19 protein-coding genes and 1 pseudogene are annotated in these 20,862 nt (G+C 71.2%); 4 read left to right on the top strand and 16 right to left on the bottom strand.

The genetic code is table 11. The annotated features are described in order from the left end of the window. Positions 1–69: 69 nt before the first annotated feature. From metK to mihF, 5 genes are all read right to left on the bottom strand, one after another. Positions 70–1,263: a methionine adenosyltransferase gene (gene metK, locus FB559_RS00605; RefSeq protein WP_141952110.1), complete on the bottom strand. Its 1,194-nt coding sequence runs from the start codon at positions 1,261–1,263 to the stop codon at positions 70–72. 115 nt (positions 1,264–1,378) lie between these two features. Next, positions 1,379–2,611 carry a bifunctional phosphopantothenoylcysteine decarboxylase/phosphopantothenate--cysteine ligase CoaBC gene (gene coaBC, locus FB559_RS00610; RefSeq protein ID WP_141952112.1) on the bottom strand — a complete coding sequence of 411 codons (1,233 nt, stop codon included), beginning with the start codon at positions 2,609–2,611 and terminating at the stop codon, positions 1,379–1,381. Between the two features lie 77 nt (positions 2,612–2,688). Next, positions 2,689–2,955 (bottom strand): DNA-directed RNA polymerase subunit omega, encoded by a 267-nt coding sequence (gene rpoZ, locus FB559_RS00615; RefSeq protein ID WP_141952114.1) that lies wholly within the window; start codon positions 2,953–2,955, stop codon positions 2,689–2,691. Between the two features lie 11 nt (positions 2,956–2,966). Beyond that, positions 2,967–3,551 carry a guanylate kinase gene (gene gmk / locus FB559_RS00620; protein WP_141961423.1) on the bottom strand — a complete coding sequence of 195 codons (585 nt, stop codon included), beginning with the start codon at positions 3,549–3,551 and terminating at the stop codon, positions 2,967–2,969. 58 nt (positions 3,552–3,609) lie between these two features. Continuing rightward, positions 3,610–3,936 (bottom strand): integration host factor, actinobacterial type, encoded by a 327-nt coding sequence (mihF, locus tag FB559_RS00625; protein WP_141952116.1) that lies wholly within the window; start codon positions 3,934–3,936, stop codon positions 3,610–3,612. A gap of 375 nt (positions 3,937–4,311) precedes the next feature. On the opposite strand from mihF, the gene FB559_RS00630 reads away from it, so the two are divergent. Next, positions 4,312–4,905, top strand: a complete 594-nt coding sequence (locus tag FB559_RS00630; RefSeq protein ID WP_141952118.1) for a hypothetical protein — start codon at positions 4,312–4,314, stop codon at positions 4,903–4,905. Between the two features lie 1,261 nt (positions 4,906–6,166). Here the strand turns inward: FB559_RS00630 and pyrF are convergent. From pyrF to pyrR, 9 genes are all read right to left on the bottom strand, one after another. Beyond that, positions 6,167–6,865, bottom strand: a complete 699-nt coding sequence (gene pyrF, locus FB559_RS00635) for an orotidine-5'-phosphate decarboxylase (RefSeq protein WP_141952120.1) — start codon at positions 6,863–6,865, stop codon at positions 6,167–6,169. Beyond that, complete coding sequence (locus tag FB559_RS00640) at positions 6,862–7,860, bottom strand: dihydroorotate dehydrogenase (protein WP_141952122.1); 999 nt, start codon at positions 7,858–7,860, stop codon at positions 6,862–6,864. The genes pyrF and FB559_RS00640 overlap by 4 nt, the downstream gene beginning before the upstream one ends. Before the next feature lie 239 nt (positions 7,861–8,099). After that, positions 8,100–8,972 (bottom strand): dihydroorotate dehydrogenase electron transfer subunit, encoded by an 873-nt coding sequence (locus tag FB559_RS00645; RefSeq protein ID WP_141952124.1) that lies wholly within the window; start codon positions 8,970–8,972, stop codon positions 8,100–8,102. Between the two features lie 13 nt (positions 8,973–8,985). Continuing rightward, positions 8,986–12,321, bottom strand: coding sequence for a carbamoyl-phosphate synthase large subunit (gene carB, locus FB559_RS00650; RefSeq protein ID WP_141952126.1), 3,336 nt, complete (start codon positions 12,319–12,321; stop codon positions 8,986–8,988). Further along, positions 12,321–12,518: a hypothetical protein gene (locus tag FB559_RS00655; protein WP_141952128.1), complete on the bottom strand. Its 198-nt coding sequence runs from the start codon at positions 12,516–12,518 to the stop codon at positions 12,321–12,323. The genes carB and FB559_RS00655 overlap by 1 nt, the downstream gene beginning before the upstream one ends. Beyond that, the gene (gene carA / locus FB559_RS00660; RefSeq protein WP_141952130.1) at positions 12,515–13,621 is read right to left on the bottom strand and encodes a glutamine-hydrolyzing carbamoyl-phosphate synthase small subunit; all 1,107 of its coding nucleotides are present in this window, start codon (positions 13,619–13,621) and stop codon (positions 12,515–12,517) included. Before carA ends, FB559_RS00655 begins: the two co-directional genes overlap by 4 nt. Positions 13,622–13,658: 37 nt before the next feature. Next, entirely contained in the window at positions 13,659–14,942 is a 1,284-nt protein-coding gene (locus tag FB559_RS00665) for a dihydroorotase (RefSeq protein ID WP_141952132.1), read from the bottom strand. Then, positions 14,939–15,886, bottom strand: coding sequence for an aspartate carbamoyltransferase catalytic subunit (locus FB559_RS00670; RefSeq protein WP_141952134.1), 948 nt, complete (start codon positions 15,884–15,886; stop codon positions 14,939–14,941). The genes FB559_RS00665 and FB559_RS00670 overlap by 4 nt, the downstream gene beginning before the upstream one ends. Then, entirely contained in the window at positions 15,883–16,419 is a 537-nt protein-coding gene (gene pyrR / locus FB559_RS00675; protein WP_141952136.1) for a bifunctional pyr operon transcriptional regulator/uracil phosphoribosyltransferase PyrR, read from the bottom strand. The genes FB559_RS00670 and pyrR overlap by 4 nt, the downstream gene beginning before the upstream one ends. 492 nt (positions 16,420–16,911) lie before the next feature. On the opposite strand from pyrR, the gene bldD reads away from it, so the two are divergent. Both bldD and FB559_RS00685 read left to right on the top strand, forming a co-directional pair. Continuing rightward, positions 16,912–17,406 (top strand): transcriptional regulator BldD, encoded by a 495-nt coding sequence (gene bldD, locus FB559_RS00680; RefSeq protein ID WP_141961424.1) that lies wholly within the window; start codon positions 16,912–16,914, stop codon positions 17,404–17,406. 530 nt (positions 17,407–17,936) lie between these two features. Continuing rightward, complete coding sequence (locus FB559_RS00685; RefSeq protein WP_246121278.1) at positions 17,937–18,335, top strand: zinc-binding dehydrogenase; 399 nt, start codon at positions 17,937–17,939, stop codon at positions 18,333–18,335. 1,025 nt (positions 18,336–19,360) lie between these two features. Here FB559_RS00685 and FB559_RS46995 read toward each other — a convergent pair. Beyond that, positions 19,361–19,456 (bottom strand): annotated as a pseudogene (locus tag FB559_RS46995) (tRNA adenosine deaminase-associated protein); the annotation flags it as partial. 129 nt (positions 19,457–19,585) lie between these two features. After that, positions 19,586–20,035: an SAV_6107 family HEPN domain-containing protein gene (locus FB559_RS00690; protein WP_246121279.1), complete on the bottom strand. Its 450-nt coding sequence runs from the start codon at positions 20,033–20,035 to the stop codon at positions 19,586–19,588. A gap of 356 nt (positions 20,036–20,391) precedes the next feature. Here FB559_RS00690 and FB559_RS00695 point away from each other — a divergent pair, with 356 nt between their 5' ends. Beyond that, positions 20,392–20,856 carry a YbaK/EbsC family protein gene (locus tag FB559_RS00695; RefSeq protein WP_141952140.1) on the top strand — a complete coding sequence of 155 codons (465 nt, stop codon included), beginning with the start codon at positions 20,392–20,394 and terminating at the stop codon, positions 20,854–20,856. Positions 20,857–20,862: the final 6 nt, after the last annotated feature.

Below are 20,862 nucleotides of genomic sequence, written 5' to 3' on the forward strand. Positions count from 1 at the left end.
ACGGCTCCAAGCTCCGGGGAACGCGGAAGGGCGGCCCCGGCCGACCGGCCGGGACCGCCCTTCGTGGACTCAGAGGCCGGCGGCCTCGCGCAGCGAGTCGGCGCGGTGGGTGGTCTCCCACGAGAAGTCCGGCTCCTCGCGGCCGAAGTGGCCGTACGCGGCGGTCTGGGAGTAGATCGGGCGGAGCAGGTCGAGGTCGCGGATGATCGCGGCCGGCCGCAGGTCGAAGATCGACAGCACGGCCTCCTGGATCTTGGTCGTCGGGACCTTCTCGGTGCCGAAGGTCTCGATGAACAGGCCGACCGGGTGCGCCTTGCCGATCGCGTACGCGACCTGGGCCTCGCAGCGGTCGGCGAGCCCGGCGGCGACGACGGTCTTGGCGACCCAGCGCATGGCGTACGCGGCCGAGCGGTCGACCTTGGACGGGTCCTTGCCGGAGAACGCGCCGCCGCCGTGGCGGGCCATGCCGCCGTAGGTGTCGATGATGATCTTGCGGCCGGTGAGGCCCGCGTCGCCCATCGGGCCGCCGATCTCGAAGCGGCCGGTCGGGTTGACGAGCAGGCGGTAGCCGTCGGTGTCGATGTCGAGGTCGGCGATGACCGGGTCGACGACGTGCTCCTTGATGTCCGGCGTCAGCAGGTCGCTCAGGCTGATGTCGGGAGCATGCTGGGAGGACACGACGACGGTGTCGAGGCGGACCGCACGGTCGCCGTCGTACTCGATGGTGACCTGGGTCTTGCCGTCGGGCCGCAGGTAGGGGACCACGCCGTTGTTGCGGACCGCGGACAGCCGCGCCGCCAGCCGGTGCGCCAACGTGATCGGCAGCGGCATCAGCTCCGGGGTCTCCCGGCAGGCGTAGCCGAACATCAGGCCCTGGTCGCCGGCGCCCTGGCGGTCGAGGTCGTCGACGCCCTCGCCCTCGCGGGTCTCGTACGCGTCGTCGACGCCCTGGGCGATGTCGGGCGACTGGGCGCCGATCGACACCGACACGCCGCACGAACGCCCGTCAAAGCCCTTGCTGGAGGAGTCGTAGCCGATGTCGAGGATCTTCTCCCGGATGACGCCGGGGATGTCCACGTACGTCTCGGTGGTGACCTCGCCGGCCACGTGCACCTGGCCAGTGGTGATCATGGTCTCGACGGCGACGCGGCTCTTGGCGTCGTCCTTCAGCATCGCGTCGAGGATCGCGTCGCTGATCTGGTCCGCGATCTTGTCCGGGTGACCCTCGGTCACGGATTCTGAAGTGAACAGGCGACGGGACACGTGCGTGTACTCCTTGCAGCGGCTGCTGACTGACGTAGCAGAAATGGACTTGCGTATGTCGGGGGCGAAGTCTAGCGAGAACGGGTCACGTCACGTCGAGGCGCATTGGCTCGAATCAGACGAGACGGGCTGCGACCAGGTCCCAGACTACGTCGGCCAAGGCGTCTTTGGACCCGCGCGGCACGTCGACGGCGGCCCCGTCTGCGGACAGGATGACGGCCGCGTTGTCCGGTGCGCCGAAGGTGAGACGCTCCCCCACCTCGTTGACCACGAGCAGGTCGCAGCCCTTGCGCGCGAGCTTCTGCCGGCCGTTCTCGAGCACGTCGTTGGTCTCGGCGGCGAACCCGACGACCACCTGGTGCCGTGCTCCCACGGCACGCGAGGCGCGTACGACCTCGGCGAGGATGTCGGGGTTCTCCACGAGGCGGATCGGGGCCGGCTCGGCACCGGCCGTCTTCTTGATTTTCATGTCCTCGTAGCCGGACGGACGGAAGTCGGCCACCGCCGCGGCCATGACGACGGCGTCCGCGTCGGCCGCCGCCTTGAGCACCGCCTCGCGCATCTCGCGCGCCGATCCGACGGGGACGACGTCGGCGCCGGCCGGGTCGGGCAGCGCGACGTTCGCCGCGACGAGCGTGACGCGCGCGCCGCGGGCCAGCGCGGTACGCGCCAGGGCGTACCCCTGCAGCCCGGAGGAGCGGTTGCCGATGAACCGGACCGGGTCGATCGGCTCGCGGGTGCCGCCCGCCGAGACGACGACGTGGCGGCCGGTGAGGTCGCGCGCCGTGTTGGGGGCGCCGCGCGCGAGTGCGCGCCGGGCGGCGTCGAAGAGGGCCTCGGGGTCGGGCAGCCGGCCCTTGCCGGAGTCCGCGCCGGTGAGCCGCCCGACCGCGGGCTCGATGACGACGCAGCCGCGCTCCCGCAGCGTCGCGACGTTGGCCTGGGTGGCGGGGTGCTCCCACATCTCGGTGTGCATCGCGGGCGCGAACACGACCGGGCAGCGTGCGGTGAGAAGCGTGTTGGTCAGAAGGTCGTCGGCGATGCCGTGTGCGGCCTTGGCCAGCAGGTCGGCGGTCGCCGGGGCCACGAAGACCAGGTCGGCGCCCTGCCCGAGGCGTACGTGCGGCACCTGCGCGACGTCGGACCAGACCTCGGTGGTGACGGGCTCGCCGGACAGCGCCGCCCACGTCGGCTCACCGACGAAGCGCAGCGCGTCACGAGTGGGGATCACGCGGACCCGGTGACCCGACTCCGTCAGACGCCGCAGGAGCTCACAGACCTTGTACGCGGCGATGCCACCGCCGACGCCCAAGAGGACACGCGGCCCCTCATCGGTCGTGGTCGTCATCGGCCACGAACGGCACGGACACGTACGGCACGAGCGCGGACGGCTCGGCGCGGCCCGTGCGGGTCACCGGGGAACACTTAAACGCCTTCGATGGCCTCGGAGTTGAGCAGGCCCTCGCGGACCTCGCGCAGCGCGATGGACAGCGGCTTTTCCTGGACCTGGGTCTCCACGAGCGGGCCGACGTACTCGAGCAGGCCCTCGCCGAGCTGCGCGTAGTAGGCGTTGATCTGGCGGGCGCGCTTGGCCCCCATGATCACAAGGCTGTATTTGCTGTCAACGATCTTGAGCAGATCGTCGATGGGCGGATTGGTGATGCCATCGGCACCGCCGGGGGCGTTTGCCACTCCCGCGCCTCTCAGTCGGAATCAGATGGGTGAACAGCCAGCAAGGATATCAGCTCGTAGCAGACGTCCTTGACTGAAGTGTTCACCAGGGTGAGATCGAACTCCTTCTCGGCCGCGAGCTCGGCCCGCGCGGTGGCGAGACGGCGTTCGATCACGTCCGGCGGCTCGGTGCCCCGGCCGACGAGACGGCGCACGAGCTCCTCCCAGGACGGGGGCGCCAGGAAGACGAGCCGTGCGTCCCGCATGGACGCACGCACCTGGCGAGCGCCCTGCAGGTCGATCTCCAGCAAAGCCGGCACGCCGGCGGCGAGGTGCTCGAGCACCGCTCGCCGCGGCGTACCGTAACGATTTCCCGCGAACTCGGCCCACTCGAGCAGTTCGTCCTCCGCAATGAGCCAATCGAACTCGGCGTCATCGGCGAAGAAGTAATGCACACCGTGGACTTCACCAGGACGCGGCGCACGGGTGGTCACCGAGACCGACAGCCACACTTGGGGGTGGGCTCGCCGGATCTCGGCGACAACCGTGCTCTTGCCGACGCCGGACGGTCCGGAAAGGACCGTCAGGCGCCTGGACGGGATGGAGCCGCCCGCCACTGATGCGGCGGAATCGGCCGCGGCGGCAGAGCCGCCGCGCCCGTCCGGCGCAAGTCGATCAGCGATTTCCACCGCCGCCGAACTCACGCTCCAGAGCGGCGCGCTGGTTGGCGCCAAGACCCCGCACGCGGCGGGACTCGGCGATACCGAGCCGCTCCATGATCTGCTTAGCGCGAACCTTTCCGACGCCAGGCAGTGATTCCAGTAGTGCCGACACCTTCATCTTTCCGATTACGTCGTCGGCCTGACCATCTTTCAGAACCTCGGCAAGAGAGGTTCCACCGTGCTTCAGGCGGTCTTTGACCACGGCACGCTCTTTGCGGGCCTTGGCAGCCTTCTCCAGGGCTGCGGCGCGCTGTTCAGGGGTTAGGGGCGGAAGCGCCACGCCGGGTCACCTCGTGTTTCCACTCGATTGAGTCGGACGGCTCGGGAACCTAGCGAGTTCAGGGCCCATAAAGCAACGTGAAAGCCCGTTTAGCCCGTCATTAAATTGCAGATGTCACTCTATGAGCTGTCCTGAACACGCAGAGTACCCAATCAGGGGGGTTGCTTCACCCCGAACCGTACGACGGCCTGGCGTTTCTTGCGAGGGGCAAACGGCTCAGTCAAGACGAAACGGCGGCGAAGGGCGATCTGAGAGACACGTTTCGCCGCCGGAAGGCTCTTCTCGCCCGGGTAACGGCGCCGCGACACGCCGATCTAGCCCGAGCGAGCCACTTCCGGGCCTCCGGGAGGCTCTCCAGCCGCTCTCCGCGAGCGGATGTGTCGGCAGTTCGCACCCCGCCTGCTCGGCCCGCCCCGGTACGGCGGCGGGGTACGGCGGCGGGGTACGGCGGCGGGGTACGGCGGCGGGGTACGGCGGCGGGGTACGGCGGCGGGGTACGGCGGCGGGGTACGGCGGCGGGGTACGGCGGCGGGGTACGGCGGCGGGGTACGGCGGCGGGGTACGGCGGCGGGGTACGGCGGCGGGGTACGGCACTCCGGCACTCCGGCACTCCGGCACTCCGGCACTCCGGCACTCCGGCACTCCGGCACTCCGGCACTCCGGCACTCCGGCACTCCGGCACTCCGGCACTCCGGCACTCCGGCACTCCGGCACTCCGGCACTCCGGCACTCCGGCACTCCGGCACTCCGGCACTCCGGCACTCCGGCACTCCGGCACTCCGGCACTCCGGCACTCCGGCACTCCGGCACTCCGGCACTCCGGCACTCCGGCACTCCGGCACTCCGGCACTCCGGCACTCCGGCACTCCGGCACTCCGGCACTCCGGCACTCCGGCACTCCGGCACTCCGGCACTCCGGCACTCCGGCACTCCGGCACCGAAATGATGCTGCGGCGGACGGGGCCCTGACACGAGAACAGGCACATCCATCACGAATCGGCCCAATGGCGCCGCCGGCCGCCAAGGCGCACGAGCGCGAGTCGGAGCGAACGGCGGGCAATCGCCACGACTCTCCGAGCCCCACAGGCGGCGTTCGCGAACGCCGCATTCCGCGTGAAGCTCATAACTCCCCGGATTCCCACCCACGCGACCGCAGAGCGCGCCTGAAGGCCCCGGACGGTAGGACGTGGCTTCCGGGTCGTTAAGACCGTTCTGGAGGGACAGGCGCGCTCTGAGCCCGCAAAACGAGCGACCGTGGTTCCTTCCGCCCCGCCCTGACGCCGCCGAGGCAGCGCCACAACGGACAGATCACCACTCGAAGGCTCTAACCACCCAAACGCGACCGCCCGCGGCAACACCGCGCGTCCTCCATGGGTTCCGGCCGCGCGCCCTACGTGGGTTCCGAGTGGCCCGCCACGAGCCGAGCCCACCGACGACGGCACCCCAGGCGACCCACGCAGGGCTCCCGCCCTGTGCCCGGTGCGAGCCCGCCCACAGGACGGCACGGCGGGCGGCTCCGCGGACTCCAGATGACTCGCTACGGGCCTGGGCCCGCTGACGGTGACGGCACCCCAAGCAACCTCCACGCCGCCCCAGTGCGCCCACCACGGACCGAACCCCTCACGACGGCACGTGAGGGCCTCACGACGCACCCCGCACGAACCGAACCGCTCACGACGGCACCACAGAGGGCCCGCGCGGACTCCAGACGGCTCGCATGGGCCGGGCCCACTCACGACGACGGCACCACAAGCGACCCACGCCGCCCCAGTGCGCTCACCACGGACCGAACCCCCCACGACGGCACCTGAGGGCCTCACGACGCACCACGAGCGGCCTACACGGCCTCCAGGTGGCCCAGACCGGATCACTCACGACGCATCACGAGCGGCCCTCGCGGCTTCGGGGCTCGTCGTGCGCTGGTGAGGCTCGCCCGTCATTTCCTCGGCTGCGGCCGTGCCGACTGAGGTACACGGGCCCGGCGCCTGCGAGCCGGTCAGCGGACCTGCTCAAGACGCGGCGGCCCAAGCACTTCAGCCCGCGGCACAGGCCCGGCCCGTACGGAGGCCGGGCACGCCGTGACCATGTCACGACCCCCCTGACGATCCGCGCGCAGGTGCTCGTACCCCCAACGACCGGGCCCTGCTCCGGAACCTTGTACGGATCGCCGCCGGCATCCCGGCCGCCAAGGCGACGGCCCACGCAAAAAGCCCCGTACGGACGCGACCCGCTACGCGGCGCCGCCCGTGCGGCGCAGGGCAGCGGCGATGCCCGCCGCCGCCGCGCCCGGGTCCGGGGCGGCCGTGATGGGGCGGCCGATCACGAGGAGGTCGGCGCCAGCCGCCAGTGCCTGTTCCGGCGTCGCCACGCGTGCCTGGTCCTGGGTCGCCGCTCCGTGTGGGCGTACGCCCGGGGTGATCAAGATCACTTCTGGGCCCACCTCCGCCCGCACGGCCGCGGCCTCCATCGGGGAGCACACGAGTGCGCTCGCGCCCGCCTCCACCGCGAGGGCGGACAGGCGGCGCACCGCGTCGAGTGCGGGGCCCGCCAGGCCCAGGCTCGTCAGGTCCTCCTCCGCGAGCGACGTGAGAACCGTCACAGCGGCGATCCTGGTGTTCGGTGCCGCCTCGGCAGCCGCGCGGATCATGGCCGAGCCGCCGGCGGCGTGGACCGTGAGGTACGCGGGCTTGAGGCGGGAGACCGCGCGGGCCGCGCCGGCCACCGTCGCGGGGATGTCGTGCAGCTTCAGGTCCAGGAACACCTGGACCCCGCTGGCGCCGCGGACGCTCGCGACGACGTCCGGTCCGTACCGCAGGTAGAGCTCCAGCCCCACTTTGACCGTGCTGACGTGCGGAGTCACCAGGGTGGCCCAACGAGCCGCCGTCTCGAGGTCCGGCGCGTCCAGGGCGACGGCGATGGGGGCTTTCACTGCAGAGTCTCCTGTTCCGTGGGCTCGGCCACGCCGACGTTGGGGTCGATGCGTCGCATCAGCGTGCCCGCGGGCTTGTGCGCCAACCCCACCGCGTCCGCGAGGTGGGAGATGCCGCGTTCGCGGAGCGCGGCGTCGAGCTCGCGCAGGATCCGTACGCACGCGGACGGGTCGTGGATGTTCGCCGTACCCACGGCGACGGCCGACGCGCCCGCCAGGACCAGCTCGAGCGCGTCCAGCCCGGTACGTACGCCGCCGATCCCGATGATCGGCACCTCGGGCAGCGCCGCGTGCACCTGGTACACGCAGCGGACGGCCACCGGGCGGATCGCCGGGCCCGAGAGCCCGCCGGTGATCCCGGCCAGCCGGGGGCGGAACGTCGAGGTGTCCACGGCCATGCCGTGCAATGTGTTGATCATCGACAGGGCGTCGGCGCCCGCGTCCGCGCACGCCATGGCGACGCCGACCACGTCGGTGACGTCGGCCGACAGCTTGGCGAGTACGGGTACGCCGCGGCGCGTGTGGGCGCGCACGGCGCGTACGACCTCCGCGGCGGCGGTCGGGTGGGCGGCGAACATCAGGCCGCGGTCCTCGACGTTCGGGCAGGCGGTGTTGATCTCGACCGCCGTCACTCCCGGCGCCGTCGCGAGACGGCCGGCGACCTCGGCGTACTCCTCGACGCTGTTCCCCGCGATGGAGACGATCGTGCGGGCCTGCTGCTCGTCGAGCCAGGGCAGGTCGCGGGCCAGGAAGGCGTCGATCCCCGGTCCCTGCAACCCGGTGGAGTTGAGCACGCCGCTCGGCGTCTCCGCGAGCCGGGGCGCGGGGCGTCCGGCGCGTGCCTCGGGGGTGATCGACGGGGTGACGAACGCGCCCAGCTTGGCGACGTCGAAGAAGCGCCCGAGCTCACGCCCGATGCCGGCGCAGCCGGCCGCCGTCATGATGGGGTTCGGCAGCGAGGCCGCGCCGATCCGGGTCCGCAGGTCGACGCTCATGAGTCCTCCTTCGTCGGAGGGGAGATCAGAGCGCTGTGTTCATTGATTCGCTCGCTCCGCTCACTCATGAGCCCTCCTCCGTCGGAGGAGGGACCAGAGCGCCGTGTCGACTCAGGCCGCTCATGAGTCCTCCTCCGTAGGAGGGGCGACCAGGGCGCCGTGTTCACTCAGGCCGCTCATGGGCCCTCCAGTGGAGGCGCGACCGGAGCACCGCTCGCTCATGAGTCCCCCCGAACGCCTCACGAGCGCTCTCCGAGCCGTAGGGCGCGCGGCGCGCCGAGTGCGTCGAACGGGATGGTCCCGACGTCGTCCCAGCGCACCCGCTCGCCGCGGAACACCGGGCCCTCCACGCAGGTGCGCACCATGTGCGTGCCGCCGTCGTCGCCGATCACCGGGAGCACGCAGGCCATGCACACGCCCGTGCCGCAGGCCATCGGCTCCTCCACCGCCACCTGCGCGGGAATGCCGTACCCCGTACAGGTACGGGTGACCGCGCGCAGTGTGTCGAGCGGGCCGCAGGCGTACACCACGTCGGCCTGTGCGTCCTCGATCACGCCGGGCAGCAGGTCGCCGACCGAACCCGCGGAGCCGAGCGAGCCGTCCTCGGTCGCCACCGCGACGGAGTCGCCGGTACGCCGCGCGCCGCGGGCGCCGAGCACGTCGTCGGAGGTCGCCCCGCCGAGGACGAAGTGCAGCCGGCAGTCGCGCTGGCCGAGCACGGCGGCGAGCGGGAACAGCGCGGCGCTGCCGTGCGCCACCCCGAGCAGTACGCAGTTGACCGGGTCGCGCGGCAGCGGGAACGGACGCCCGAGCGGCCCCGCCACATCCACGATGTCGCGGGGGCGCAGCGCGGCCAGCCATTCGGTGCCCTTGCCGCGTACCGCGAAGACGATCTCGACGGTGCCGCCGTAGTCGGGCTTGACCTCGCGTACGGAGAAGCACCGGCGCAGCAGCATGCTGGACTGCTCGCCGCCGACCGCGACCGCCACGAACTGGCCCGGCCGGAAGCGTTCGGCCACGCCAGGGGCGACGAGCGTCATCGTCTGGTAGGTGCCGATGCGGCGCATCGTGAGGACGGTTCCCGGCACCTGCACCGGCGACGAGTCGGTCACTCGCCTCCTCCGCTCAACTACTCCCCCTGATGTGCTCGGCATGCTCCTGCAGCGACCGGACGCCGACGTTGCCGGCCGTGATCGCCTCAATGCCCTGGACGGCCGCGCTCAGTGCCTGCACCGTGGTGAGGCACGGAACGCCGCGAAGCACCGCGGCCGTGCGGATCTCGTATCCGTCGAGCCGCGGCCCGGACTGCCCCGGGCTGCCGAACGGAGTGTTGACGATGAGGTCGACCTCGCCGTCGAGAATGCGACCGACGATCGTCGGCTCGTCATCCGGTCCGGACCCGGCGCTGTGCTTGCGAACGATCTTGGCACGTACGCCGTTGCGTCGCAGGACTTCGGCGGTCCCCTCGGTTGCGAGAATCTCAAAACCTAGGTCAGCCAGGCGCTTGACCGGGAAGATCATCGCGCGTTTGTCCCGGTTCGCCACTGATACGAACGCCCGGCCCTTGGTCGGCAGCGAGCCGTACGCCGCCGCCTGTGACTTCGCGTACGCCGTGCCGAAGTCGGCGTCGATGCCCATGACCTCTCCCGTCGAACGCATCTCCGGGCCGAGGATCGTATCGACGCCGCGCCCCTCGGGGGTGCGGAACCGGTCGAAGGGCAGCACGGCCTCCTTGACCGCGATGGGCGCGTCGAGGGGCAGGTCTCCCCCGTCGCCGGTCGCGGGCAGCAGGCCGTCCTCGCGCAGCCGGGCGATCGGCGTGCCCATCATCACGCGCGCCGCGGCCTTGGCCAGCGGCACCGCCGTGGCCTTGGACACGAACGGCACCGTACGGGAGGCGCGCGGGTTGGCCTCCAGGACGTAGAGCACCCCCGCCGCGAGCGCGTACTGCACGTTGATCAGGCCGCGGACGCCGATCTCCCTGGCCAGCGCCTCGGTGGAGGACCGGATGCGGGAGATGTCCTCGTGCCCGAGCGTGATCGGCGGCAGCGCGCAGGCCGAGTCGCCCGAGTGGATGCCGGCCTCCTCGATGTGCTCCATCACGCCGCCCAGGTACAGCTCGGTGCCGTCGTAGAGCGCGTCGACGTCGATCTCGATCGCGTCGTCGAGGAACCGGTCGACCAGCACCGGGTGCTCCGGGCTCCAGGTCCCGCCGCCGCCCGACGCCCGGTCGATGTAGTCCCGCAGCGTGCCCTCGTCGTAGACGATCTCCATGCCGCGACCGCCGAGGACGTACGAGGGACGTACGAGCACCGGGTAGCCGATCTCACCGGCGATCGCGGCGGCCTCCTCGAACGTGATGGCGGTGCCGTGCTTTGGCGCGGGCAGGCCGGCGCGTTCGAGGACGCGGCCGAACGCGCCGCGCTCCTCGGCGAGGTGGATGCTCTCGGGCGAGGTGCCGACGACCGGCACCCCGGCGTCCTTGAGATGCTGCGCGAGGCCGAGCGGCGTCTGCCCGCCGAGCTGCACGATCACCCCGGCGACCTCGCCGGTCTCCTGCTCGGCGTGCACGACCTCCAGGACGTCCTCCAGCGTGAGCGGCTCGAAGTAGAGCCGGTCGGAGGTGTCGTAGTCGGTCGAGACCGTCTCGGGGTTGCAGTTGACCATGACGGTCTCGTAGCCCGCCTCGGCGAGGGTGAACGACGCGTGCACGCAGCTGTAGTCGAACTCGATGCCCTGGCCGATCCGGTTGGGACCGCTGCCGAGGATGATCACCTTCGGCTTGACGCCGGGCGGGACCTCGGTCTCCTCGTCGTAGGTGGAGTACAGGTACGGCGTCTCGGCGGCGAACTCCGCGGCGCACGTGTCGACGGTCAGGTAGACGGGCCGGATGCCGAGCGCGTGCCGCAGCCCGCGGATCAGCTCGCCCGAGACGCCGCGGATCTCGGCGATCTGGGCGTCGGAGAACCCGTGCCGCTTGGCCTCGCGGAGCGCCGCGGGGTCGAGCTGCTCGCCGGTGAGGGTCGCGGCGATCTCGTCGAGCGCGGCGATCTGGGCGAGGAACCACGGGTCGATCGCGGTCGCCTCGTGCGCCTCCTCGACCGTCGCGCCGGCGCGCATCGCCTGCTGGACTGCGCGCAGCCGCCCGTCGTGAGGACGCGCGGAGCGTTCGAGCAGCTCGTCCCTGAGCAGGTCGCGCTCGGCCGCCGTGAGCAGCTCCGGTCCCGGAGCCCACGAGAAGGACGCCCCAGGGCGCTCCAGCGACCTCAGCGCCTTCTGCAGGGCCTCGGTGAAGGACCGGCCGATGGCCATGGCCTCGCCGACGGACTTCATGTGCGTCGTGAGCGTCTCGTCGGCGCCGGGGAACTTCTCGAACGCGAACCGCGGTGCCTTCACCACGACGTAGTCCAGGCTCGGCTCGAAGCTGGCCGGGGTCTCCCGCGTGATGTCGTTGCGGATCTCATCCAGGGTGTAGCCGACGGCGAGCCGGGCGGCGATCTTGGCGATCGGGAAGCCGGTGGCCTTGGAGGCGAGCGCGCTGGACCGTGAGACGCGCGGGTTCATCTCGATGACGGTCATGCGGCCCGTACGCGGGTCGATCGCGAACTGGATGTTGCAGCCGCCGGTGTCGACGCCGACCGCGCGGATCACGTCGATGGCGACGTCGCGCATGTGCTGGTATTCGCGGTCGGTGAGCGTCATGGCGGGCGCGACGGTGATCGAGTCGCCGGTGTGCACGCCCATCGGGTCGACGTTCTCGATGGAGCAGACGACCACGACGTTGTCGTGCTTGTCGCGCATCAGCTCGAGTTCGTACTCCTTCCAGCCGAGGATGGACTCCTCCAGGAGCACCTCGGTGGTCGGGCTGGCGGCCAGGCCCGCGCCGGCGATACGGCGCAGGTCGTCGGCATCGTAGGCCATGCCGGACCCGGCGCCGCCCATCGTGAACGAGGGGCGGACCACCATCGGGTAGCCGAGGGTGTCGGCCGCGCCGAAGCACTCGTCCATGTCGTGGCAGATCACGCTGCGCGCGGACTCGGCGCCGATGTCGGCGACGATCTGCTTGAACCGCTCGCGGTTCTCCCCCGCCTGGATCGCGTCGACGTTCGCGCCGATGAGCTCGACGCCGTATTTCTCCAGCGCGCCGGACTCGTGCAGCGCGATCGCGGTGTTGAGCGCGGTCTGGCCGCCCAGTGTGGGCAGCAGGGCGTCGGGGCGCTCCTTGGCGATGACCTGCTCCACCGTCGCCGGTGTGATCGGCTCGACGTACGTGGCGTCGGCGATCTCCGGGTCGGTCATGATCGTCGCGGGGTTGCTGTTGACCAGGGAGACGCGCAGTCCCTCGGCCTTGAGGACGCGGCACGCCTGGGTGCCGGAGTAGTCGAACTCGGCGGCCTGGCCGATCACGATCGGGCCGGATCCGATGACGAGGACCGACTTCAGGTCGGTACGCCGCGGCATCAGACGCCCCGTGCGGACGCGATCGCGGCGGCCAGGAGGGCCACCACGGTCAGGAGCGCCGCGGCGGCGGCGAGGAGGAGCGCGCGCGGGCTGGGCGCCTTGGCGCGCAGGACCGCGTCGTTGGGGTCGACCGGGACGTGGCCGTGCGACGTGGCGTCGGACGCGTGGTCGGCCTCGTGGCTGGAAACATCGCTCATCTGGTCATCAGCTCGCAGAAGGACTCGAAGAGGCCGGTGGCGTCGTGCGGGCCGGGCGCGGCCTCGGGGTGGTACTGGACGCTGAACGCGGGACGGTCGAGCAGGCGGAGCCCCTCGACCACACCGTCGTTGAGGTCGACGTGGCTGACCTCGGCGCGGCCGTAGGGGGTCTCGAACGGCCCGTCGAGGGGCGCCTCCACGGCGAAGCCGTGGTTGTGGCTGGTGATGTGCACCCGGCCGGTGGCGCGGTCCTGCACGGGCTGGTTGACGCCGCGGTGGCCGAACCGCAGCTTGTAGGTGCCCAGGCCGAGCGCGCGGCCGAGCATCTGGTTGCCGAGGCAGATGCCGAAGACGGGCGTGCCCGCCTCCAGCACGCCCTTCATCGAGGTGACCGCGTAGTCGCAGGCGGCCGGGTCGCCCGGCCCGTTGCTGTAGAAGACGCCGTCCGGCTCCAGCGCGAGGATCTCCTCGGTGGTGACCGTCGCGGGCAGGACGTGCACCTCACAGCCGCGTTCGGCCATGCGGCGCGGCGTCATCGTCTTGATGCCGAGGTCCACGGCCGCGACGCGGTGCCGGACCTGCCCATCGGGGCGTACGACGTACGGCTCGGCGGTCGAGACCACGCGGGCCAGGTCGGCGCCGATCATGTCCGGGCTGGCCAGCACGCGCTCCAGGAGGGCGGCGGGCTCGGTCTCCGCGGTGCTGACGCCGGCCCGCATCGCGCCGCGGTCGCGCAGGTGCCGGGTGAGCGCGCGGGTGCCCTGTACGGCGATGCCGATGACGCCGTACGCGCGCAGCTCGTCCTCCAGGGAGCGTTCGGCCCGCCAGCTCGACGTGACGCGCGAGGGCTCGCGCAGGACGTATCCGGCGACCTGGACGCGCCCGGACTCGGCGTCCTCGTCGTTGACGCCGGTGTTGCCGATGTGCGGGGCGGTCATCGCGACGATCTGCCGGTGGTACGAGGGGTCGGTCAGGGTCTCCTGGTAGCCGGTCATGCCGGTGTTGAAGACCATCTCCCCGAACGCCTCGCCCTCGGCGCCGTACGCGGTGCCGTGGAAGGTGCGCCCGTCCTCCAGGACGAGCAGTGCCTGCTTGGCGGTCACGCGCCCTCCTTCGCCGAGGGAGTTCCCACTCGCTCGCTCATACCGGCTTGCCCTCCAGGACGGTCGGACGCCCGCGCAGGAACGTCGCCTGTACGCGTCCCGGCAGCTCGATCCCGGCGAACGGCGTGTTGCGGCTCCTGGACACGGAGGCGGCCGGGTCGATGACCGTACGCGCGCCAGGGTCGTACAGGGTCAGGTTGGCCGGCGCGCCCTCTTCGGGGAGGTGTCCCTGGCCGGCGAGCCGGCCGATGCGCGCGGGCCGTACGGACATGCGGTCGGCCAGGCCCGCCCAGTCGAGCAGCCCGGTGTCGACCATGGCGGCCTGGGCGACGGACAGGGCCGTCTCCAGCCCGATCATGCCCATCGCCGCGGGCGCCCACTCGGTCTCCTTCGCCTCGACCGGGTGGGGCGCGTGGTCGGTCGCGACGCAGTCGATGGTGCCGTCGGCGAGGGCCTCGCGGAGCACCTCGACGTCGGCCTTCGTACGGAGCGGCGGGTTGACCTTGTAGATCGGGTCGTAGGTCTCGGCGAGCTCGTCGGTGAGGAACAGGTGGTGCGGGGTGACCTCGGCGGTGATCTGCCAGCCCTTGCTCTTGGCCCACCGGAGGATCTCGACCGACCCGACCGTGGAGACGTGGCAGACGTGCAGGCGGGAGCCGACGTGCGCGGCGAGCAGGCAGTCGCGGGCGATGATCGCCTCCTCGGCGACCGCGGGCCAGCCCGCCAGGCCGAGACGGCCGGAAACCTCGCCCTCGTTCATCTGCGCGTGCTCGGTCAGGCGCGGCTCCTGCGCGTGCTGGGCGACGACGCCGTCGAAGGCCTTGACGTACTCCAGCGCGCGGCGCATGAGCACCGCGTCGTCGACGCAGTGGCCGTCGTCGGAGAAGACGCGCACGTGTGCGGCGGAGTCGGCCATGGCGCCGAGCTCGGCGAGCTTGTGGCCTTCGAGGCCGCGGGTGACGGCGCCGACCGGGTGCACGTCGCAGTGGCCGGCCTCGCGGCCGAGGCGCCAGACCTGCTCGACGACGCCGGCCGTGTCGGCGACGGGTTCGGTGTTGGCCATGGCGTGCACGGCGGTGAACCCGCCGGCGGCGGCCGCCCGCGTACCGGTCTCGACGGTCTCGGCGTCCTCACGGCCCGGCTCGCGCAGGTGCGTGTGCAGGTCGACCAGGCCGGGCAGCGCGATGAGCCCGTCGGCCTCGATCGTCTCCGCGCCCTTCGCGTCCAGGCCCGTGCCGATCGCGGCGATGACACCGCCGTCGATCAGGATGTCGCGCGGGTCCCCGCCGAGGATGCGGGCGCCCTTGATCAGGTACGTCATTCGCCTTCCGTCCGTGAGTTGGCGATCGCCGATTCGGAGCCGCCGAGCAGCAGGTACAGCACGGCCATCCGTACGGTGACGCCGTTGGCGACCTGCTCGACGATGGTCGAGCGCGCCGAGTCGGCCACGTCTGCGGCGATCTCGACGCCGCGGTTCATCGGGCCCGGGTGCATGACGAGCGCGTGCTGCGGCATCGTGGCCATGCGCCGGCCGTCCAGGCCGTACCGGCGGCTGTACTCCCGCACCGTCGGGAAGAAGGCGGCGTTCATCCGCTCCTGCTGGACCCGCAGCATCATGACGACGTCGCTCTTGGGCAGCACCGAGTCGAAGTCGTAGGCGACCTCGCACGGCCAGGTGCCCACCGCGACCGGGAACAGCGTCGGCGGCGCCACCAGCGTGACCTCGGCGCCCAGGGTGTTCAGCAGCAGGACGTTCGAACGCGCCACGCGGCTGTGCAGGATGTCGCCGACGATCGTGACCCGCCTGCCGTCGAGGTCACCGAGCCGCCGTCGCATCGTGTACGCGTCGAGCAGCGCCTGGGTGGGGTGCTCGTGGGTGCCGTCGCCGGCGTTGACGACACTGCCGCGCACCCAGTTGGCGAGCCGATGCGGCGCGCCGGAGGCACCGTGCCTGATCACGACGCCGTCGGCGCCCATGGCCTCCAGCGTCATCGCGGTATCCTTCAGGCTCTCGCCCTTGGACACGCTGGACCCCTTGGCGGAAAAGTTGATCACGTCCGCGGACAGCCGCTTGGCCGCCGCCTCGAACGAGATGCGCGTCCGCGTCGAGTCCTCGAAGAAGAGGTTGACGACCGTACGGCCGCGCAGCGTGGGCAGCTTCTTGATCGGCCGATCGGCGATGCTCGCGAGCTCCTCGGCGGTGTCGAGGATCAGCAGGGCGTCGTCCTTGGTCAGGTCGGCCGCGGAGATCAGATGATGTTTCACTTGCCGGCCTCCAGCAGGACGGCGTCGCGGCCGTCCACCTCCTCGACCAGCACCCGCACGGTCTCCCTCGCGCTCGTCGGGAGGTTCTTTCCGACGTAGTCGGCGCGGATGGGGAGCTCGCGATGGCCACGGTCGACCAGCGTGGCGAGCTGGACCGCTCGCGGGCGGCCGAGGTCGTTCAGGGCGTCGAGGGCCGCGCGTACGGTGCGGCCGGAGTACAGGACATCGTCGATCAGCACCACGACACGGTCGTCGACGCCTTCGGGCGGCAGCTCGGTACGGCCGAGCGCACGTGCGGGCCGCATCCGCAGGTCGTCGCGGTACATCGTGACGTCGAGAGAGCCCTGCGGGACGGCGTGCCCCTCGACCTCTTCGATGCGGCGGGCCAGGCGCTGGGCGAGAGTGACCCCTCGTGTCGGGATTCCGAGGAGGACGATGTCCCGGCCGCCCTTGGTGCGTTCGAGGATCTCGTGGGCGATCCGGGTCAGCGCGCGGCGTATGTCCGGCGCCTCGAGAACGGATTTGTGACTCACGTCACCATCGGGATCGGGAGATGGCCTGTGCGGGGGCACAGAAGCAGCACTCACCGTGGAACCTCCTTTCCCGCCTCACTGGACGGGCCTTAAAGGATCGGCTAATTCACGGTAGCAGCACCGGGTGCGCGCGCCTCCACCCCGGTGTCACTTAAGTTTCCGCAGGTGAACACGGCCCCGCACTCGGCTCGGTTTCCCCGTAAAGTCATATGAGGCAGGGGTTTTCGCGTCTCCAGAGGCCCTGGAGACGCGACTGTCAGCGATGACGGATTCGACCGCTTTTTTCCAATCGGCTTGACCTGGAGCGCTACCCGTTTTACCGTCACTGTCCGTAACCATCCCAGGAGATGGACCCCTCGGCGGTCGGCCCCCCTTGGCCGGCTGAAAGTGCGCCCCATGACGCACGCGTTCCGGGGAGGCAGGGGTCAACGCCCCTTGGTCCCCTCCAGGGCCAACGTCGACGACGAGAAAGTGAGCCTGGGGGCCGCAAAGATGCCGTCTGAATATGCAAAGGCTCTCGGCGCGAGACTTCGCGCCATCCGTACCCAGCAGGGCCTGTCCCTGCACGGTGTGGAAGAGAAATCACGTGGCCGCTGGAAGGCCGTCGTCGTGGGTTCGTACGAGCGGGGCGACCGCGCCGTCACCGTTCAGAAGCTGTCCGAGCTCGCCGAGTTCTACGGCGTGCCGGTGTCTGAGTTGCTACCCGGCGGAGCCGCGCCGAGTCCGCTCGGCCCGACGCCGAAGCTCGTCATCGACCTCGAGCGACTCCAGCAGCTTCCGAAGGACAAGGCCGGTCCACTCGCCCGCTACGCCGCGACGATCCAGAGCCAGCGGGGCGACTACAACGGGAAGGTCCTGTCCATCCGGCAGGAGGATCTCCGATCCCTGGCGGTGATCTACGACAAGTCACCGACAGAACTCACCGAAGAACTCATCGGCTGGGGTGTCCTCGATCCTGAGGCACGCCGCGCCGTGGAGGCTTTCTGATCTGATCCACCGGGCGGTGCGGTGATTCGCGATTCTGAACCACTGCACCGCCGGGAGGACCGGACGAACGCCCCCTTGGTCTACCGGCCTGGCCACGGCCCGCCCACAGCGGACCCTGAGATGCCGTCGGTGCGGTCTGATCTGCCCTGAAGTCGGCGTCACACGCCCGCCGGTGAGTTCCGCCTGCCTCAACACCCGCGCCACCCGCACACGGGCGAGGTCTCGTCCTGCCTCAAAGCTCGCACCACCCGCCCACGGCCGAGGCCCCGCCTGCCTCAAAGCCCGCACCACCCGCCCACGGCCGAGGCCCCGCCTGCCTCAAAGCCCGCACCACCCGCCCACAGCGGATCCCGTGGTGCCGCCGGTGGGAACTGGTCTGCGATAAAACCGACATCGCCCGCCCGCCGATGGGGCCCCTCCTGCCTCAACGCCCGCACCATCTGCCCGCCAGCGAGATCCCGCCTATCTCAACGCCCGCAACACCCGCCCACAGCGGATCCCGTGGTGGCGCCCCTTCCGGTGGGTTCGCCGTGCTGGATCCCGGCGAGCGGGAGAGACGCGGGGTGACGGTGCGCGGGATCGAGCACCTCCAGCTCGCCCCCGACGACATGAGACGGATGCTGCCGCGGGCGCTGTCCGAGGCCCCGGCGGGACGGATGCGGCCGGTGATCGGGCAGACGTTCCCGCTGGAACGCGCGGCCGACGCACACAGGGCGATCGAGGCCCGCGCGGTCGTCGGAAGGACCCTCCTGGTGACCGGAGAAAACGAACGCGACAGCCGACGGCGGGAACTGGTCTGCGATAAAGCCGGCATCGCCCGCCAGCCGGTGGGGCCCCGCCTGCCACAAAGCCCCCAACACCCGCCCACCGGCGAGATCCCACCTGCCACAAAGCCCGCATCGGCCGCCGCCGGCCCACGGCTGGCTTGACGTCGGCGAGGCAATCCGCTGCGCCGAGCGGCGTCGCCGTGTAATGGCGAGACCGCCTGAGTCCGGCCGGTGTTCGTATCTTCGTAGCGGCATTCGTGCGGTTGCCTTTGGCACGGGTCTTCGCCTGCCGGCTCATCTGCCAAGCCGAGTCCCTCTCGACCAGCCGAGTTCGCGCGCCGCCTAACCGGATCTATCGCCACCGGCGGGTCCCGCCTGCGCCGGGCGATTCCTCGCCCGCCGACCGGCCCGACTTCGCACGCCCATCACCATCGCGCGCCCATCACCGTCACGCGCCCATCACCGTCACGCGCCGATCTCCATCGCGCCCATCGGCGTCCCGTGCGCCATCGGCGTCCCGTGCCCATCGCTATCGCGCGCCCATCGGCGTCCCGTGCGCCATCGGCATGGCATGGCATTCACCAGATTGACGGCACTGGCAGGCGTTCCCACGGCCTGTGCGCGCAGTTCTCCAAGCTGCCCTACCGGCACCCGCCGAGCGGGACGGGCCGCCGCCGCTATGGCCGGCTCCCCCGATCTGGTCCCACCGGGTTGATAGCCGGCGAGTCCCGCCGCTTCGGGGGGAACCACGGCGGGACCCGCGGCCGGACCGATCGCTCCGGTGAAAACCGCCGGTCCGCCCGGAACACACCGGACATCCCGCAATGTCAGCACGTGCGTCCCAGGTACCACCGCCGCCCCGCCCAGCGCGCCCGGACGGGGCGGCGAGTCCCTGCAATTGATCGAGCTCTCGGCAAGCCGAAGCGATGACGTTCACTCGCCCGATCTGGGCCGAGAGAACGCAAGGACAGCGCCACAGGTCACCAGCTCCGGCCCAGCGCGACCCGCTTGACCGCAGACTCCACCGGCGACAAGTCATAAGCGACAACACCTGCCGCCGGGTCGCAGTTACGAGACCGTAACCGGCCCAGGCCGATCAGCCGCCCGCATCACCCCACTGGTCAACCGCCGCGCATCACCCCACCGATCAGTCGCCACGCATGACCCCACCGATCAGGTCACCAGCCACCAGTCACCCGCAGCGCGACGAAGAAATCGTCTCCGATCGAGGCCAGCCCGATCGTGCCCGCCATGCTGGGCTGCTGCCTCAGGGCATGGATCAGCCGGTCGCCGGTCGCCGGTCGCCGGGTCAGGCCACGGCTGCCCGTCGCCCGGTCAGGCCACGGCCGCCGGCGAACCCGTAGGTCCAGACCCAGCGCCGCCGGGAGGGGCCGGCGGGCCGGCGTGGTGTCTCAGCCGGCGACGGGGAGCATCGGCTGGCTGTCGATGCCCAGAGTGGTCTCCACCAGCGCGACGAAGACCTCCGCGTCGTGGAGCAGGTCGTTGGCCTCGTGGGTGGTCACGGCGCGTGGGAGGCCGGCTTCGGCGGCCGCGCGTTTGCCCGCGCCCGCGGCGAAGAACGCCGCCCATTCGCGCAGGGCGGGCTCGACCTCCGGGAGGAGGACCCACACGCTGCGGGGTCTGCCTCGGCGGCTCGTTGCCGGGTCGCCACGTGCCGCGAGTACCGCGGCCGCGGCGCGTAGTGCGGCCAGGTGAGCCGCGACATAGCGCGACGCCGGCGCGGCGGACTCGGCCGCCTCGGCCAGGCCGTGCCGGGCCGTCTGCAACAGTGTGATCGCCGGCGGTGCCGGCCTGCGCCGTGGAACGGGGCGCAGAGGGACGGCCGTGGACCTTGCGGACATGGCGTGCCTCCTTCCGCTCGACGGGTCCCGGGACGAACCCGGGGACGGCGCGGGCGAAACGCTTCCCCTCGTCCCGCCCGGCCGCCGCATCTCGCATGGCATTGCGCTGCCCAGCGAGACGAACCCCTCCGGCGCGAACCCGCGAGAACCCGCACCCGAGACTCGAACACAGGTTCGAGCGTGAGTCCAGTAAACCGGCACCACCGGCATTCGTCAACATGTTCGAATGAGGGCGTGTCTTCGCAGGTCAGAGGCGTCGAAAAACGAACACGCGGCGGCCATCGCCCGCGACCCGGCCCCACGCCGGCGCCGAACTCACGCGCCGGACCCGTACCGAACCCCCTAAGGTGTGGGCCATGCATCCCAACACCGCGAACGTCGCCGCGCGCCTGCGTGAGCTGGGTGCGGATGGCGAGGTACGCGAGCTGACCGAGGCCGTACCCACCGCGGTCGCCGCCGCCGCCCTCCTCGGCTGCGAGGTCGGGGCGATCGCGAACAGCCTGATCTTCGCCGCCGACGGCGAGCCCCTGCTCGTACTCACCAGCGGCGCGCACCGCGTCGACACCTCCAAGGTCGCCGAGCAGCTCGGCGTGGCGAAGGTCAAGCGCGCCGACCCCGACTTCGTACGCTCCGCCACCGGCCAGCCGATCGGCGGTGTCGCACCCGTGGGGCATCCGGCACCGATCCGTACGCTCGTGGACAAGTGGCTCGCCGGGCACGAGGTCGTCTGGGCGGCCGGGGGCCACCCGCACACGGTGTTCCCGACGTCGTACGAGGAGCTCGTCCGCATCACCGGCGGTACGCCCGCCGATGTCGAGTGAGCCCGG

It is taken from the genome of Actinoallomurus bryophytorum, assembly GCF_006716425.1.
GTDB classification, from domain to species: domain Bacteria; phylum Actinomycetota; class Actinomycetes; order Streptosporangiales; family Streptosporangiaceae; genus Actinoallomurus; species Actinoallomurus bryophytorum.

Coding starts and splice junctions, on each gene's coding strand:
- FB559_RS00665 (WP_141952132.1), bottom strand. CDS start 14,942: ATGACGTACCTGATCAAGGGCGCCCGCATCCTCGGCGGGGACCCGCGC.
- FB559_RS00695 (WP_141952140.1), top strand. CDS start 20,392: ATGCATCCCAACACCGCGAACGTCGCCGCGCGCCTGCGTGAGCTGGGT.
- FB559_RS00640 (WP_141952122.1), bottom strand. CDS start 7,860: ATGAGCGTCGACCTGCGGACCCGGATCGGCGCGGCCTCGCTGCCGAAC.
- carB (WP_141952126.1), bottom strand. CDS start 12,321: ATGCCGCGGCGTACCGACCTGAAGTCGGTCCTCGTCATCGGATCCGGC.
- bldD (WP_141961424.1), top strand. CDS start 16,912: ATGCCGTCTGAATATGCAAAGGCTCTCGGCGCGAGACTTCGCGCCATC.
- FB559_RS00630 (WP_141952118.1), top strand. CDS start 4,312: ATGTGTCGGCAGTTCGCACCCCGCCTGCTCGGCCCGCCCCGGTACGGC.
- FB559_RS00690 (WP_246121279.1), bottom strand. CDS start 20,035: ATGTCCGCAAGGTCCACGGCCGTCCCTCTGCGCCCCGTTCCACGGCGC.
- FB559_RS00655 (WP_141952128.1), bottom strand. CDS start 12,518: ATGAGCGATGTTTCCAGCCACGAGGCCGACCACGCGTCCGACGCCACG.
- coaBC (WP_141952112.1), bottom strand. CDS start 2,611: ATGACGACCACGACCGATGAGGGGCCGCGTGTCCTCTTGGGCGTCGGC.